Source organism: Actinomyces sp. MRS3W (assembly GCF_032465695.1).
In the GTDB taxonomy this organism is placed as follows: Bacteria; Actinomycetota; Actinomycetes; order Actinomycetales; family Actinomycetaceae; genus Actinomyces.
Genome location: NZ_JAWDJJ010000209.1, coordinates 25,422 through 41,008 on the forward strand (window position 1 = coordinate 25,422; position 15,587 = coordinate 41,008).

The following is a 15,587-nucleotide window of genomic DNA, read 5'->3' on the forward strand; positions in this document are numbered from 1 at the left end:
CATACGCTGTGGGGCTTGACGACACTGAGGGGAGATGCACGTGGATACTCAACGGCGAGTGACCCTTGACGACGTGGCCGCGGCCGCAGGCGTTTCTAAGTCTGCAGCCTCCAAGGCCCTCAACAATCGAGCCGATGTGTCGGCGGTGACAAAGGAACGGGTGCTGGAGGCGTGTAAGGATCTCGGCTACGTCCGCCCCGAGAACGCCCTGAGCCGCACCTACCCCGCAATCGCCGTCGTCTCTGACGACCTTGCCACCGCCTACACCATTGAGGTGCTCAAGGGCGCCGCCACCGCTGCGCTCAACACCGGGGTCGCCATTATGACCTCCTACACGCCCAAACCGGCTCCGCGCGACTACCCAGTCCCGTTTGAGCCGGAGTGGTTCACGCTGCTGAAGTCCACCGATTACATCGGGCTCATTGTGCTGACCTCCCCGCTCACCCACGAGCAGCACCTATCCGCCCAGCGTATCGGGCTGCCCGTGGTGCTCATTGACCCGTCGGGCAACCAGGAGCGCGGCGTCGCCTCCATCGGGGCAACGAACTGGAACGGTGGGTTGGAGGCTACCGAGTACCTCATTGGACTCGGACACGAGCGGATCGCGCACATTGGCGGCCCGCGTGACTCGGTGCCCGCCCGAGAACGGCACCAGGGGTATCTGTCTGCGCTACAGATGCACTCTCTGCCGACCGACGACACGCTGGTCTCCTCGGGACCATTCACTTACGACAATGGTCTGCGTCAGGGCCGGATGCTGCTGTCGCTGCCGGAATCCAAACGGCCGACGGCCGTCTTCGCCGCCTCAGACACCACCGCACTCGGCTTCTATGAGGCGGTACGCGAGGCCGGGCTGCGTATACCGGAGGACTTCAGTGTGGTCGGTTTTGACGACACCGACATGGCCGGCTGGGCCGCCCCGCGCCTGACAACCGTGCGGCAGCCTCTGTTCCGCATGGGGCAGGAGGCGGTGCGCATGATCGTGGACAACCACCGTGGACGCCCCCTACTGACGACGACGCCGGTGCGCCTGAGCACTCGCCTGGTCATCCGTGATTCCGCAACAGCGCCGCGCTGACAAAGACGCGTCCGGTTCAGCGGCGGTGCAGTGACGCTGAACCGGACGCTACGTGCGGCCTGCCGACTACGCGGACACGGCGCGCTTCTTGTTGAGCAGGTCGAAGGCGACGGCGGCCAGCACCACCAGTCCCTTGATGGCCTGCTGGTAGTCGATGCCGACCCCGAGCAGGGACATGCCGTTGTTCATGACGGCCATGACCAGACCACCAACGATGGCACCAACCACCGTACCTATACCGCCGGTGACCGCGGCGCCGCCGATGAAGCACGCGGCAATCGCATCGAGCTCGAAGCCCTGCCCGGCTTTGGGACCCGCCATGTTGAGCCGGGAGGTGAAAATGATGCCGGCCAGCGCGCACAGCACACCGTTGTTGACGAACACCCAGAATCGGACCCACTGGACCTTGACACCGGAAAGCGCGGCAGCCTCCTTATTGCCGCCGATGGCGTAGATCTGGCGGCCAATGACGGTGCGGTTGGCAACGAAGGAATAGGCCAGGATGAGCACGGCAAGAATGATGAGCACGTAGGGCGTGCCCTTGTAGGTACCGATCTTCCAGGCGAAGGCCATGCCGAGAGCGCATACGACGACGATGCGTGCGAGCCACCCGCCTGCCGCGGGAACCGGCACCTGGTTGGCGATGGAGCGACGCCGATTGCGTACCTCCGCTACGACGTAGGCGACCAGCGCCACACCGATGAGCAGGAACGTGAACACGTCGTAGCCATAGCCTCCCAACAGGCCGTTGAGGTAGCCGGAGGAGATCTCCCGGAAGCCGGAGGGGAAGGGGGAGATCGACAGGTTGTGCAGCACGATCATCGTGAGGCCGCGGAAGATGAGCATGCCGGCCAGAGTGACGATGAAGGCGGGGATGCCGACGAAGGCAATCCAGAATCCTTGCCAGATTCCTACCAGCAGGCCGGTGACGAGTGCCGCCAGCACGCCCACCCACCACGGCATACCGTGATTAACCGAGACAACGCCGGCGACGGCGCCCGTCAATGCGACCACCGAGCCGACGGACAGATCGATGTCCGCCATAAGGATGGCGAACAGCATGCCGATTGCCAAAACCAGCACGTAGGCGTTCTGGACGATGATGTTGGAGACGTTCTGAGCGGACAGGATCTGCCCGTTGGTGGCGATGGCGAAGAAGACGACAATGATGATGAGCGCGACAGCAAGGCCGCCTTGCCGGAGGTTGGCCTGCAGGGTCTCTTTGAAACTGGACAATGTAGTGGACATCAGTTTTCCTTAATCTGGGTCATATGGCGCATGAGGATCTCCTGGTCGGCGTCGCGGCGCGGCAGATCCGCAGTGATCCGACCCGCCGAGAGGGTGTAGATGCGATCGCAGATACCAAGGAGCTCCGGGAGTTCTGAAGAGATGACGAGCACGGCCTTGCCGGCGTCGGCCAGCTCATTGATGATCTGGTAGATCTCGTATTTGGCACCAACGTCAATCCCGCGGGTGGGCTCGTCAAGGATGAGCACATCCGGCTCCGCGGCCACCCACTTGGCGAGCACCACCTTCTGCTGGTTTCCACCCGACAGGCCGCCGACAACGGACTCAATGGTGGGTGCCTTGACCGCCATCTGACCGCACAGATCGCTGACAATCGCGCGCTCCTCATGAAGATCGAGGACGCCACGTCTGGAGAAGCGCCTCGGGGACGCGGAGGAAACGTTGCGCTTGATCGAGTCGATGAGGTTGAGGCCGTAGCGCTTGCGATCCTCCGACACGTAGGCAATGCCATGAGCAATTGCCGAGGTGACATCACCGATCTCGATCTGCCGGCCGTCCTTAAAGACCTTCCCGCTGATATCGCTGCCCCAAGAGCGGCCGAACAGACTCATGGCCAGTTCGGTGCGTCCCGCACCCATGAGGCCGGCCAGTCCCACGATCTCGCCGTGGTTGAGGACCAGATTGGCATCATCGACGACGATCCGCTCCGGATCCGCCGGGTGATGGACAGTCCAGCCTTCGAGCCTCAAGGCTTCGCCGCCCACAGTCGAGATGTGATCGGGGAACCGTTGGTCCAGAGCACGTCCGACCATGAGGCGGATGATTTCCGACTCGCTCACACCGTCCTCACGGTGCATGTCCAAGGTGGCGATGGTGCGCCCGTCGCGGATGACGGTGGTGGAGTCCGCAATCTCCCGGATCTCACCCAGCTTGTGGGAGATGATGATGCAGGTGATCCCGCGCTCCTGCAGCTGGCGCATGAGGGCGAGCAGATGGGCGGAGTCGTCGTCGTTGAGGGCGGCGGTGGGCTCGTCGAGGATGAGCAGGCGCACGTCCTTCGACAGGGCCTTGGCGATCTCAACGAGCTGCTGCTTGCCGACGCCGATATCCTGGACACGCGTTGACGGCTTGTCCGTGAGGCCGACCCTGGCCATGATCTCCCGGGCGGCCGTATTCGTCTTGTGCCAGTCGATCACGCCATGCGTGGAGCGCTCGTTGCCCAGAAAGATGTTCTCGGCAATCGAGAGGAACGGGCTGAGCGTCAATTCCTGGTGAATGATCGCGATACCCGCCGCCTCCGAAGCCTTGATGTCCGAAAAGGTGACTTCTTCCCCATCCAGGAGGATCTGCCCCTCATAGGTGCCGTGCGGGTGCACGCCGGACAGGACTTTCATGAGGGTCGACTTGCCGGCGCCGTTCTCGCCGCAGATGGCGTGGATCTCGCCTCGTTCGACGGCGAAGTTGACGTCGTCCAGGGCGACCACTCCGGGGAACCGCTTAGTGATGCCCCGCATCTCCAGGATGGTGTCATGGGTGGCGGGGGTCATTTGACTTCATCCTCGGTGACATAGCCGGTATCGATCAGTGAAGTCTGGACGTTGTCCTTGGTGATGATTTCCGACTTGAGCAGGTAGGAGGGGACAACCTTGACGCCGTTGTCGTAAGTCTCGGTGTCGTTGACCTCCGGTTCCCCGCCGGTGAGGATGGCGACCGCCATCTGCCCTGCAGCGTCTGCAAGTGCACGGGTGTCCTTGAAAATGGTGGAGTACTGCTCACCGGCGAGGATCGACTTGATACCGGCGATCTCCGCGTCCTGTCCGGTGACGGTCGGATAGGGCTGGGCACTGGTGCCATAACCGGCCCCCTTGAGCGCCCCGAGGATGCCGATCGACATGGAGTCCAGGGGTGACAGGACGCCGTCCACTCGGCTGCCGTCGGAGTAGGTCGAGGTGATGAGGTTGTCCATGCGGGACTGGGCTGTGGCCGCGTCCCAGCGCATAGTAGCCACGGTGTTGAAGTCCGTCTGCCCGGACTTGATGGCGAGGACACCGCTGTCAATATAGGGCTGGATCACATCCATCGCGCCGTTGAAGAAGAACGGGGCATTGTTGTCATCCGGGGAGCCACCGAATACTTCGATGTTGTAGGGCGTGGCCGGAGACTTGCCCGCATCGTTGCCGTCAGCGTCGAGAACACCCATACCGATGAGTAACGACGTACCCATCTGCGTGCCGACGTCGTAGTTGTCAAAGCTCGTGTAATAGCTGACGTTCTCATTGTCGCGGATAAGGCGATCGTAGGAGATCACCGGGATACCCGCCTCACCGGCGGAGTCCAGCTGACCGGATAGGGCGGTGCCATCGATCGGCGCGATAATGAGCAGGTTGACGCCCTGGGTGATCATGTTGTCGATCTGGTTGGTCTGGGTCGGGATGTCATCCTCGGCGAATTGAAGGTTGACGTTGTAGCCGAGCTCCTCCAACTGTGTGCGGATGTTCTGGCCGTCCTTGATCCACCGCTCTGACGACTTCGTGGGCATGGCGATGCCAATGGTGAGCTCGGACGGGTCCTTTCCCGCGGTATCGCTGCCGGAGCCACCGGTGGCGCCCGGGCCGCCGCATGCCGCCAATGCCAGTGCGGAGGCGGCCAGTGCCCCGCCGGTGAAGATCTGCCGGCGAGACATCTGCAGGGTATGGGATTCAGGCATGTCGTATCTCCTCCTCGAGATCCTGCGCCGTCCTGCCACCCCCATCGCTGACGCGTAGCGGTAACGAACGACCATATTAGTGTGAACGTTCACCTGAATATTGTCAAGCCGTCATGTTCCAGCTACACCCTTGACAACGTATTCCGCACAATTCCAGGGACATGTCCCCACACGAGTCGGCAGCATCGGACAGGTGAGCCTTCACTCCAGCCGCAACATCAACCAGCGGGGCACTCCCCCATCCGGAATGCATCGGCGCCCGGCACCACCGCCACTCGGCACTGTCAGTTCAGCCGAGTAGGGCCAGCGGCACCACCGCCACGCCGTCGGGTCTGCGGTAGGCGGTCTGCCCCGCAGTCAGAACCAGCTTGTCCACAAGCCGCTCTCCGATCTGCTCGCCGAGCCAGTTGAGGTGCCGCACGTCGCGATCGTCAATGACTCGGGCCAGCTTGACCTCGCAGGCGACCACTGCGCCGTCGTAGCGTTCCACCACAAGATCGACCTCACGTACGCCATCGCGGGTACGCAGGTGGAACACCTGCGCTTCACAGCCGGTGGCTGCGGCACGCAGCGATAGCGTGGCCAGCGACTCGAACAGCCGCCCGAAGATCTCTCCGGCGCCGGACGTTCCACTCAGCAGCTTCTCCTCCGTGATCCCCAGCAGATGGGCAGCAAGGCCGGGATCGCACAGCTGGTGCTTGTCCCCCTTGGTCAGCCGCGACAGGGGCGTGAGTGCGGGCGCCCACGCCGGAATGGGTTCAAGGATCCACAATCGCGCCAGAAGTTCCCTGTAAACCCGCATGGTGCTGCGCGCAGGCTTATCGGATTCCCCTGGTGTCGCAGCGTTCAGGAGCGTCGAGTATGCAGCGGTGGTGGAGGATGCAGCGGCATAGGCCCTGAGCCAGGCGCGCATGGCCGCGGGATGACGGACATTGGTTCCCAGCTCGGGTACATCTCGATCGATCAACCGCTCGATATACCCCTGCAGAGCCGCACGACGGAATCTGGGCGCAAGGGGATTGATTCCGGGCAGCCCGCTGGCGCAGATCTCGCGGGCATAATCTGCGGCGGCGAAGGGCGTTTCGCCAGCGATCGTTGCATTGCCGGAGAACACATCGGCCAGCGCGATCGTGGGCGTCGTTGCCCGCCGCTCGGCGAGCGCCAGGGGGCGCATGCGCAGGGAAATGATGCGTCCAGCCCCAGAATGGGTATTTGCACCCGCGGCAGGTGTGGCACTGCCGGTCAGGATGAAGCGAGTAGCGCTGCCCTCATCCACCAGACGGCGCACCGCATCCCACACCGGAGGGTATTTCTGCCACTCGTCCACACATACACGATCCGCTCGTTGCAGTTGTGACCGGGTATCAAGCTCGATGAGCTGTCTGGTCTCGGGAAAGTCCAGCGGCAGGACGGCGTTGACGTGACGCGAGGCCGTTTCGGTTTTCCCCACCCCCTTCGGGCCATCGATGGACAGCGCCGGCAACCCCGCGAGAAGACCTTCGATCTCCTCATCAAGATAACGGGGCAGGTAGCCGTCGGCGTTGCCAGAACCGGGTTTCAGCATGATGTTCTCCCTTCGGGCCGCGACCGACACCTCCACTATCAGCCGTCCTGCCAGCGTCTTATCAACCGTTCTGCCAAGAGAATATCAGCCATCCTGCCAAGGATCTATGCTCCATCCTGCCATGCGGCTGCGCCGTGGCGGGCGCCGCCGGAGCTTGTCCGCGGGCCATCTGACCGACGGCGGGGCGCGGGCACGGCCTCAGCTGCTGGAGCGGCGCACCTGAAGCGTGGGAGAGATGGAGTGGGTAGCGCCCGGCTCGCCGTCGATGGCGCGCAGCAGCACCTCCATGCACAGCACCCCGAGTTCGTCAAAGGGCTGACGCACGGTCGTGAGCGGCGGAGAGAAGAACGCGGTGCCGGGGGTATCGTCGAAGCCCACCACGGCAACGTCGTCGGGGACGTGCACGCCCTGATCGCGCAACGCCGCCAGCAGCCCGAGCGCCATGAGATCGTTCGCGCAGAAGACTGCGTCGGGGCAGCCGCGCGCCACCATCTCCGTGCCGACTTGATAACCGCATTCCGCAGTCCAGTCCCCCGCGATCATGGCCGGGACCTCACGACCGGCATCCTCCAGCGAGGAGCGCCAGCCCCGGGCGCGCGCCAGGGCGTCGTACCAGTCCGGGGGACCGGCCAGATGGACGACGTGTTCCCGCCCCAGTCCTAGCAGATGCCCCACCGCCATGCGCGCACCGAGCTCCTGATCGACGGAGACCACATGAATGCGCTCGGCAGGCGGCAGGCCGTCGGCGACGACGACCAGGGGGACCGCACGCGCGGCCCGTTCAACGGACGTGGCAATCCACGTCTGAGGGGCGACAGCGATGATGCCATCCACACCGCGATCGATGAGGAAGTCGAAGACGTCGCGCACTTCCGCTTCCGCTTGATCTTCCTCGCGTCCCTCAAGCGCGGTGACGAGCGTGGCGTAGCCCGCCTCCCGTGCGGCCACCTCGATCGCCGCCGTCGTCGACGCCGGCCCCTGGAAATGGGAGCCGGTGGTCACCACGCCGATCATGCGGGTGGAGTCGGTGACCAGCGCCCGCGCAGCCATGTTGCGACGGTAGCCGAGCTGGTCAATGGCCGCCTGAACCCTGGCCAAGGTAGCGGGCCGGACCGACTCGGGGCGGTTAAGAACGCGAGAGACGGTCTGGTGGGACACCCCCGCCAGACGGGCGACGTCCATCATTCCCGGGCGACGCCGTTGCGGTGCGCGCTCATGCTGCTCGGTCTGTTCAGTCATAGCGGCCGTGCCTCCGGGCGGCTCAGTCTTCCTCCCACAAACTCCAGGTGAAGGAGTGGGATTGGCCGGCCGCGAGCGTGAGCAGGTCCTGGCCGGTGTTGAAAGCGTTGGGTGGGCAGGTCATGGGCTCGACGGCGACGCCGCGGCGCGCCAGGTGCTCACCGGAGTAGACCTGGACCCAGGGGGCAGCGGCCTCCATGACGACGCTGTGCCCGCCCTCGCCTCCGGTCAGGCGCACCTGCCAAGTGCCCGAGGGCAGGCCGGTGTAGGCATTGTCGGTGGCGGTGATGCCAACCAGGCGTCCGGTGCGCCAATCCCAGTCGGTGCCGGCTACCTCACGCTCCCCCGCCGGCGCCATGTGGGCGTCGACGTCGAGGACACGGCCGGCCGGGACCTGCAGGGTGCACTCGTCCAACGGCACCGAGCGGGTCAGGTAAGGGTGGCAGGAGACCCCGTACGGGGCCGGCGCGGGCACGCCGTTCTCCTCCGGGGCGCCGACGACGCCGGCGGCGGGCGAGAGGGCCGCGCCGGTGCACGTGGAGGTCGTCGTCACGGTCAATCCGGTGGCGGCGTCCAGGGTGAAGCAGACCGAGATGTGCAGGCTCCAGGGGTAGGCGTAGGAGGCGGGCAGGTCCAGGGTGAGGGTGACCGCGCTGGGCTGCTCCGTCGCGGCGTTGGGCGCGGGCGCAACGGCGAAGTTTGTCCAGCCGATCAGACCATGTAGGGCCGCCCCCGTCTCCGGCTCGTTGCAGGGCACGAGGTAGTCCACGCCCCGGTAGGTGTAGCGGGCATCGGCGATGCGGTTGGGCCAGGGCACCAGGGTCTTGCCCTGCCAGGCACCGGGCAGGGCGGCGTCGGCGTCGAAGGGGATGACCAGATCGTGCCCGAGGCGGCGCAGGTGAACGAGGGTGGCGCCCGAGGTGGCGATGCGGGCCTCGTAGTCGCCGGCGCGCAAATCGATGAGCTCTCCGTTGAGCGAAGTGTCGTGCATGATTCCTGTCCAGACTCTTGGGGGTTGTGGCCCCGGACGGTTCTCCGGTAGCCGTAGGTTAGCTGAGGCCCGCGCAGCAGCCGACGGCATTACTGACCGCCCAGGCCGGTGGTGGCTACCGCCTTGATGATCTGGCGCTGGAAGAGCATGAACAGGATGGTCAGCGGTAGCGCCGCGATCATGGCCGAGGCCATGGTCTGGGCGTAGATGGTGCCGTAGGCGTTCTTCACCGTTGACAGTCCCACCGGGAGCGTCATGAGGTCGGGGTTGTTGGTGACGATGAACGGCCACATGAAGTTGTTCCAAGCACCGATGAACACGAAGATCGCCACGGCGGCCACAATCGGACGCGAGATCGGCAGGATGACGTTCCAGAACAGCCGCCAGTTGCTGGCGCCGTCCACGCGGGCGGCGTCCTCGATTTCCTGGGGCACTTGGTCGAAGTACTGTTTGAAGATGTAGACCATCATGGGAGCAATGGTTTGCGGCAGGATGACGCCGGCAAAGGTGTCAACGGCGTTGAACAGCACCATTTCCTTGAACAGCGGCACGATGAGGATCTGCCCGGGCACCATAATGAGCGCGATCGTGAGCGCGAGTAGCGCCTTGCGACCCCGGAATACGGTGCGTGAGAAGGCATAGCCGGCCAGGGCGCTGATGATGACGGTGATGACGGTGACGGCGGCAGCGATGAAGAAGGTGTTGCCCATCCAGGTGAACACCTCACCGCGCGCGAATACGGTGCGGTAGTTCTCGAGGGTGAAACCGCCGTCGGGGAACCATTGCAGCGGCAGAGACTGTGCCTGCACCTCCGTCTTGAAGGAGGTGTCCAGCGCCCACGCCAGCGGCAACAGCCAAGAGAATGCGAACAGGGCGAGGATCAAGAAGGCAACCACGCGGGCCACCTTGCTCTGGCCAAGCAGCAACCCCCGGGTGCGCCGGATTTCCGCCTTGCGCTCGGCGCGGGTGCGGCTGCGGGCTTGGTGGAACGTGACGACGGATTCAGCGCTCATTGCTTGTCTCCTTCCGGGAGCGGGTCAGGAACCGGAAGGCCACCGTGATGACGATGATGACGATGAAGAAGATGTACGACATCGCCGAGGCGTAGCCCATGCGGTAGTTCGTGAAGCCCGTGTCATAGATGTATTGGAGGATGGGACGGGTGGACCCTTCCGGGCCGGAGCCGCCGGAGAAGGCGATGAACATCTGGTCGAAGATCTTCAGCGAGGCGATCACCTGCAGCGTGGCGACGAGCACCGTGGTGCCGCGCAGCTGCGGCAGGGTGATTGACCAGAGCTTGCGCCAGAATCCGGCGCCGTCGACCTCGGCCGCCTCGTACAGCAGGTCGGGGATGGCCTGGAGGCTGGACAGGTACAGCAGGAAGTTGAAGCCCACCGTCCACCAGACGGTAAGGATGACCATGGACCACATGGCCACATCGACGTCGGTCAGCCAGCCGACCTTATCCAGGCCGAGCTGCTGAAGCCAATAGTTGATGAACCCGACGTCGGAGTTGAACAGCCAGGTCCAGATTTGTACAACGACGGCGACCGGCAGCAGATAAGGAGCGAAGAAGGACAGTCGCCAGAACCACTGGCCAGGGATGCCGATGTACACAAGCAGTGCCATGATCAGGGCGATGAGCACGAGGGGGATTGTGCTCATGAGGGTGAACAGGATGGTGTGCCACAGGGTCGACCACATGGTCGGGTCGCGCAGGGCCTCGGCATAGTTCGCCAAACCCACCCAGCCACCGTTGCCCATGAGGGACTGCTCGGTCAAGGACAGCCACAGCCCATAGACGATGGGAGCGATGAGGAAGAGGACCGCCACGATGAGGAAGGGGACGGCAAAAGGCAGGCCCGAGCCGAGTCGCCTCACCGTACGAGAGGAGTCCTCGGAGCCGCGGGCGGAGCGCCCGGCCGGTGCCCCGGACCCCGTGTCGGCCGGAGCGCCATGCGCTGCGCTGGATGTCGTGCTGACAGACATGATGGATCTCCTTTCCGTTCAGGCAGGCGGGTTCTGAGCGAGCATGGTGTTGAGGCGGTCAATGAGACCGTCGACGGCCTGCTCCGGAGTGAGGGAGCCCGACAGCCAGCAGGACTGCATGACCTCGGCAACGCGCGCTTGGAAGTCCGAGCCGGAGCCGGTGAACCACGCGGCTGGTTCGAAAACGGCCTGGTCGATCGCCTCGGCGTAGTGGGACTGGGGCACTAGCTCTTGGTATTCCGGCGACTCGGTGACCGCCACATTGGCGGGGGTGTGTCCGCCGGCCGCCCAGTCGAGCGAGTTGGTGAGCATGCCGGCGACCACCTCATAGGCGGCATCGCGGCGCTCCTCGTCCACGCTGGTCTGGTGCGGTAGCACAAACACGTGGGAGTCCCCGAAAGTGGCGGGGGTACCGAAAACATTCGGCATCGGCATGGCGTCCAGGGGGACGCCCGCGCTGAGGAAGCTCTGGTATTCCCAGTTGCCCATGAAGGTGATGCCGGTGCGACCGGTGGAGAAGGAGGCGATCGCGCCGCCATAGTCCATGTCCGGCTCGGCGACGGTGCCGTCGAGCATGTCCTTGATGAAGGAGGTGACCTCGATGGCCGCGTCGCGGTCGAGGCTCGCTTCCTGCCCCGGGGTAAGGGTGCAGGTGGCTCCAGTTTGCGCGTACAGGCCCCAGAACATGCGGGAGACCTGGGCGCCGTCGCCGGTGTAGCCGAAGGACATCCCCTGCCCGCCGGTCACCTCTGCCAGGCGACGACCGGCGTCGAGGAAGCCTTCGAGCGAATCCAGGCCCGTGAGCGTACCGTCGGCGGCGAGCAGCCCGGCCTGGTCGCACAGCTCGGTGTTGTAGAAGAGGATGAAGGCGTGGAAGTCCAGGGGGATGGCGTAGAGCTCGCCGTTCACGAAGCACTTGTCCCACAGCAGATCGGGGAACATGTCCGGGGTGATGCCGTGGTCGGCCAGGCGGTTCAGGTCCCAGGTGTCGAGTAGCCCGCCGGGGGCGTAGCCGAACACGCGAGTGGCGTGCATGACGGCCAGATCCGGGGAGCGGCCGCCCACCGAGGACATGGCGAGCTTGGTGTAGTAGGGACCGCCCCAGGTGAGCACCACGGGGTCGATCTCAAGCTGTGGGTTCTGTTGGTCGACGGTGTCCATCATCGCCTGGAACACGCCACCGTCTCCGCCGGTGAACAGATGCCAGAGCTGAACTCTGGTCCGGTCGTCGGCCGACGCCGACGACGCACAGCCCCCGAGCAGGCCGGTTCCGGCGAGTGCGGCACCGCCCAGGAGCGTTCCGGCGAGGAAACTGCGCCGGCTGGGCGGCATTCCACGCACATAGGAATTGCGATTCATTGGGGTGACCTCCTTGTCATGATGGTGGAGGCGGCACGGCGCACCTCTGAGCAGCCTCATGTCCTGCCGCGCGACCTGGTTCGCTAGGTCTCGCGAGACAGACCTATCCGTTGGAGCAAGACCCGGCGATGATCTGCCGGGCATCTGGTACTCAGCCCTTGATCCCGGAAGTGGCCACCCCTTCAATGAAGCGACGCTGAACGACGGCGAATACGACCACGAGTGGGATGACGGAGATTAGCGACCCGGCCATAGTGACACCGTAGGGGATCACGCCCAGAGAGGAACCGTTGAGCAAGGCCAGCCCTGCTGTGAGGGTACGGTCCTCGGCCGAGTTCGTCATGACCATGGGCCAGAGCATGTCGTTCCAGTTCCCAATGAAGTTGAACATCCCCAGGGTGAGGAGCCCCGCTGAGGCGTTGGGCAACACGATGCTGCGGTAGATGCGGAACTCCGAGGCGCCGTCGATCCGGGCTGCGTTGTGGAGATCCTGGGGAATCTGGATGAAGAACTGCCGGAGGAGGAAGATACCCGTCACGTCGGCCGCGCGAGGCAACACCATACCGATCATTGTCCCCACGAGTCCTACCGAGGAGAGCATTTTGTATAGGGGGACGAGCAACGATTGGAAGGGAATCATCATCGTTGAGATGAGGATGATGAAGAGCACGGAACGTCCACGGAAGGGGACGAACGCCAGCGCATAGGCCACGAGCGAGTCCAAGATCAGGGAAAGTATGGTAACCGAGACGGACAGAACCACGGTGTTGCGCAGCTCGGCCCACACCGGCAGACGCTCGAAGACCCCTGCAAAATTCTCAGCAGTCCAAGATGAGGGCAGCAAGGATGGCGGCCAAGACAGCACATCGGACTGTGGGCTGAAGGCCGTGATGAGGACGACCAGCAGAGGGAAGGCCGCCAAGATAGCGACGGCAAGGACCGCTAAGTTAGCCAGAACGCGAGAGCCCCGTCTACTTGTGGTCTTGCTGGATCGTGCTTGTAGCGAGATGGTCATGCGAGGTCCTTCTCCTGGCGGCGGCTGATGATGAGCTGGCCGATCCCGACGAGCAGGGTCAGGGCCATGAGCACAAAGGAGAGCGCCGAGGCCTCGCCGAGCCGGAAGTTCATGAAGCCCTCCGTGTAAACGCGATATACCACCGTCTCCGTCGAACGCAATGGCCCGCCTTTAGTCATGATGTAGATCTGGTCGAATGCCTGGAAGGCCCCATTGGCAGCGAGGACGACGACATACGTCATTGTGGGGCGCAACCCCGGCAGGGTCACCGATGTGAATTTTTTCCAAGTGCCTGCACCGTCGATAGAAGCTGCCTCGTACAGCTCGCGCGGGACGTTCTGCAGGCCGGCGAGGAAGATCACCATGAAGTACCCGAAGTTCTTCCACACAGCGACGAATACGACCGTGGGCATGGCCCAGGTGGTGGAGTTAAGCAGGTCCGGAATGTGGAGCCCGATTTTACTCAACCAATACGGGAGGATTCCCAGTTCCGGATCCAGGATGAACCCCCATGCTAGCGCCGCCACCGCCATCGAAATAATAAAGGGCACAAAGATGATTGTTCGCATCGCGCCTCGCGCGACAAGGTCTGAACGGTTAAGAAGGATCGCGACTGCGAGCGCTGCGATGATGACGCTGGGCAGGTAGAGCGCAGCGTAGAGGATCGTGTGCCCGATAGCCCCGAGAGAGTCGGGATCGGTGAAAGCTGTGATGTAGTTGTCCAGGCCGATCAGTTGCGGGGTGTTGAAGCCGGAAGCATCGGTGAACGATAGCCAGAGCGCATAGAACGTCGGCACCAGGACGAACACGCTCAAGATCAGCAGGCCAGGACCGCTGAAGGCGAGACCGTGCGCATCGAGCCTTCGTTGGCGACGACGAGCCCGTGCTTGTCTTTCCCGCGAGTCAATTACTCGTTGGCGCGGCACGGCGCTTGTGCGTGGCTCGAGAGGTCGTTTTCTCCGACCCGTATCCATCAGTCCTGTCATGTCCTTTGTGCTCCCCCTTGGTTGTCCGCTGTGTCAGCCCGGGCCGGGTGGTGGGCGTGTCGGATTCGGCACGCCCACCACCCCTGGCTTCAGGAGGCCATGTACCCCTCGACCTTGGTCTGACACTCGGCCACCAGAGCTGCCACGTCACCACCAGCGGCGATCTTGCTCATCATGGAGCTCGTCTCATTGGTGATGTCGGTGACGGACGTATCCACCCCTGTCATGTAGTAATGCGCCTGGTCCGAGAAAGTGGACAGCGTCGCGACGAGTGGGTCGGAGAACTCGTCCGCCGTGATGTCGGAGCGATTGGGCGGGTAGTAAGACGCAGTCCAGGCCACCTGCTGCTCGTGAGAGTTCCAGAAATCCATGAAGGCGTAGGCGGCTTTGGTCTTTTCTTCGGTGTTGACCATGGAGGTTGCGTACCAGTACATAGCCACGGACTCGACCCAGTCCCCGGGCCAGGGGAAGAGCCCTACCTCGACCCCGCTAGTTGCCGCTGCGGTGATCTGCCACGGCCCGTTGAGGATCATGGCAGCCTTACCGCCCTGGAAGAGCTGCGCTGCAGCGTTGACGTCCATGCCGACCGGGCTGATGTGGTCCTCGGTAAAGGCCTTCTGCCAGGTCGTGAGGGTCGCGATGTTCTCGGGGGAATCGATGAGCACCTCGCCGTCGCTAATGAAGTCCCCGCCGCCCGAATGCAGGAGGGTGGAGAGGACCCCGGCATCGGAGTCGGGCAAGGCAAGCCCGTATTGCTTGGGGGCGCCGCCGTCGTCCGAGGCGATAGTGAGTTTCTTCGCCACCTCGATGAGTTCGTCCACCGTGGTGGGGTAGTCGGCCTCCGTAAGGCCGGCCGCCTCCCACATGGCGGTGTTGTACCAAACCGCGAAGGCGGAGACGCCCATGGGAACCGCGTATGTAGCTCCGTCCCAGGTGACCTGCTCCACGACATTGCTGTAGTAGACCGACGAGGAGGTGTAGGTCTCGGGGTCATCGTAGAAGTCCTGGAGGGGGATAAAAGCGCCCTGCTTGGCATAACCAGGCCCGGTGTCGACGCCCTGACAGACGATGTCCGGGCCGTCACCTGCGCTGAGGCTGGTGAGGAGCTTCTCGCTGATGGAACTCCATGCCGTCACCTCGGCTTCGACCTTATAGGTGTCCTGGCTGGCGTTGAAGGCCTCGACGATGGAGTCGAGAACCTTACCGTCGGCCTCGGTGTAGCCGTGCCAGAGCTTGAGGGTGGTGGTGCCGCCCTCGCCGGTACTGGACGACTGGCTGCCACCACCTCCGCAAGCCGCGAGCGTTGTCATCACGGCTGTTGAGGCGGCGAGGCCGAGAAAACGGCGTCTGTCGATCGTTACCATGTCTGTTCTCTCCCTTGAGATGTGGTGTTATCCGATTGCTGTGTTTG

General features: G+C 63.8%; 13 protein-coding genes. 1 reads left to right on the forward strand and 12 read right to left on the reverse strand.

Features of this window, described 5'->3' with window-relative positions:
* Window positions 1-40: 40 nt before the first annotated feature.
* Window positions 41-1,078 carry a LacI family DNA-binding transcriptional regulator gene (locus RWX45_RS07890; protein WP_316023181.1) on the forward strand — a complete coding sequence of 346 codons (1,038 nt, stop codon included), beginning with the start codon at window positions 41-43 and terminating at the stop codon, window positions 1,076-1,078.
* A gap of 66 nt (window positions 1,079-1,144) precedes the next feature.
* On the opposite strand, the gene mmsB is transcribed toward RWX45_RS07890, so the two are convergent.
* The 12 genes from mmsB to RWX45_RS07950 all read right to left on the reverse strand — a co-directional run bounded on the left by mmsB (window position 1,145) and on the right by RWX45_RS07950 (window position 15,540).
* Window positions 1,145-2,326, reverse strand: coding sequence for a multiple monosaccharide ABC transporter permease (gene mmsB, locus RWX45_RS07895; RefSeq protein ID WP_316023182.1), 1,182 nt, complete (start codon window positions 2,324-2,326; stop codon window positions 1,145-1,147).
* Window positions 2,326-3,873 carry a multiple monosaccharide ABC transporter ATP-binding protein gene (gene mmsA, locus RWX45_RS07900; RefSeq protein WP_316023183.1) on the reverse strand — a complete coding sequence of 516 codons (1,548 nt, stop codon included), beginning with the start codon at window positions 3,871-3,873 and terminating at the stop codon, window positions 2,326-2,328. The genes mmsB and mmsA overlap by 1 nt, the downstream gene beginning before the upstream one ends.
* A complete protein-coding gene (gene chvE / locus RWX45_RS07905) occupies window positions 3,870-5,033 on the reverse strand; it encodes a multiple monosaccharide ABC transporter substrate-binding protein (protein WP_316023184.1) in 1,164 nt (387 codons plus the stop codon). The genes mmsA and chvE overlap by 4 nt, the downstream gene beginning before the upstream one ends.
* A gap of 289 nt (window positions 5,034-5,322) precedes the next feature.
* Window positions 5,323-6,597 carry an ATP-binding protein gene (locus tag RWX45_RS07910; protein ID WP_316023185.1) on the reverse strand — a complete coding sequence of 425 codons (1,275 nt, stop codon included), beginning with the start codon at window positions 6,595-6,597 and terminating at the stop codon, window positions 5,323-5,325.
* A 198-nt stretch (window positions 6,598-6,795) separates the two neighbouring features.
* Window positions 6,796-7,836, reverse strand: coding sequence for a LacI family DNA-binding transcriptional regulator (locus tag RWX45_RS07915; RefSeq protein ID WP_316023186.1), 1,041 nt, complete (start codon window positions 7,834-7,836; stop codon window positions 6,796-6,798).
* Window positions 7,837-7,858: 22 nt separating this feature from the next.
* Window positions 7,859-8,827: an aldose-1-epimerase gene (locus RWX45_RS07920; protein ID WP_316023187.1), complete on the reverse strand. Its 969-nt coding sequence runs from the start codon at window positions 8,825-8,827 to the stop codon at window positions 7,859-7,861.
* A gap of 89 nt (window positions 8,828-8,916) precedes the next feature.
* Entirely contained in the window at window positions 8,917-9,840 is a 924-nt protein-coding gene (locus RWX45_RS07925) for a carbohydrate ABC transporter permease (protein ID WP_316023188.1), read from the reverse strand.
* Window positions 9,830-10,816 carry a sugar ABC transporter permease gene (locus RWX45_RS07930; protein WP_316023189.1) on the reverse strand — a complete coding sequence of 329 codons (987 nt, stop codon included), beginning with the start codon at window positions 10,814-10,816 and terminating at the stop codon, window positions 9,830-9,832. Before RWX45_RS07930 ends, RWX45_RS07925 begins: the two co-directional genes overlap by 11 nt.
* Window positions 10,817-10,834: 18 nt before the next feature.
* Window positions 10,835-12,175 carry an extracellular solute-binding protein gene (locus tag RWX45_RS07935; RefSeq protein ID WP_316023190.1) on the reverse strand — a complete coding sequence of 447 codons (1,341 nt, stop codon included), beginning with the start codon at window positions 12,173-12,175 and terminating at the stop codon, window positions 10,835-10,837.
* 151 nt (window positions 12,176-12,326) lie between these two features.
* A complete protein-coding gene (locus RWX45_RS07940; RefSeq protein ID WP_316023191.1) occupies window positions 12,327-13,097 on the reverse strand; it encodes a carbohydrate ABC transporter permease in 771 nt (256 codons plus the stop codon).
* An 89-nt stretch (window positions 13,098-13,186) separates the two neighbouring features.
* The gene (locus RWX45_RS07945) at window positions 13,187-13,999 is read right to left on the reverse strand and encodes a sugar ABC transporter permease (protein WP_316023205.1); all 813 of its coding nucleotides are present in this window, start codon (window positions 13,997-13,999) and stop codon (window positions 13,187-13,189) included.
* A 266-nt stretch (window positions 14,000-14,265) separates the two neighbouring features.
* On the reverse strand, window positions 14,266-15,540 hold the full coding sequence (locus RWX45_RS07950) for an ABC transporter substrate-binding protein (RefSeq protein WP_316023192.1): 1,275 nt from the start codon (window positions 15,538-15,540) through the stop codon (window positions 14,266-14,268).
* Window positions 15,541-15,587: the final 47 nt, after the last annotated feature.

What these genes read in the sequence shown, in the direction of transcription:
- RWX45_RS07950 (WP_316023192.1), bottom strand. Translation starts at nt 15,540, where the DNA reads ATGGTAACGATCGACAGACGCCGTTTTCTCGGCCTCGCCGCCTCAACA.
- mmsB (WP_316023182.1), bottom strand. Translation starts at nt 2,326, where the DNA reads ATGTCCACTACATTGTCCAGTTTCAAAGAGACCCTGCAGGCCAACCTC.
- RWX45_RS07920 (WP_316023187.1), bottom strand. Translation starts at nt 8,827, where the DNA reads ATGCACGACACTTCGCTCAACGGAGAGCTCATCGATTTGCGCGCCGGC.
- RWX45_RS07935 (WP_316023190.1), bottom strand. Translation starts at nt 12,175, where the DNA reads ATGAATCGCAATTCCTATGTGCGTGGAATGCCGCCCAGCCGGCGCAGT.
- mmsA (WP_316023183.1), bottom strand. Translation starts at nt 3,873, where the DNA reads ATGACCCCCGCCACCCATGACACCATCCTGGAGATGCGGGGCATCACT.
- RWX45_RS07925 (WP_316023188.1), bottom strand. Translation starts at nt 9,840, where the DNA reads ATGAGCGCTGAATCCGTCGTCACGTTCCACCAAGCCCGCAGCCGCACC.
- RWX45_RS07930 (WP_316023189.1), bottom strand. Translation starts at nt 10,816, where the DNA reads ATGTCTGTCAGCACGACATCCAGCGCAGCGCATGGCGCTCCGGCCGAC.
- RWX45_RS07910 (WP_316023185.1), bottom strand. Translation starts at nt 6,597, where the DNA reads ATGCTGAAACCCGGTTCTGGCAACGCCGACGGCTACCTGCCCCGTTAT.
- chvE (WP_316023184.1), bottom strand. Translation starts at nt 5,033, where the DNA reads ATGCCTGAATCCCATACCCTGCAGATGTCTCGCCGGCAGATCTTCACC.
- RWX45_RS07915 (WP_316023186.1), bottom strand. Translation starts at nt 7,836, where the DNA reads ATGACTGAACAGACCGAGCAGCATGAGCGCGCACCGCAACGGCGTCGC.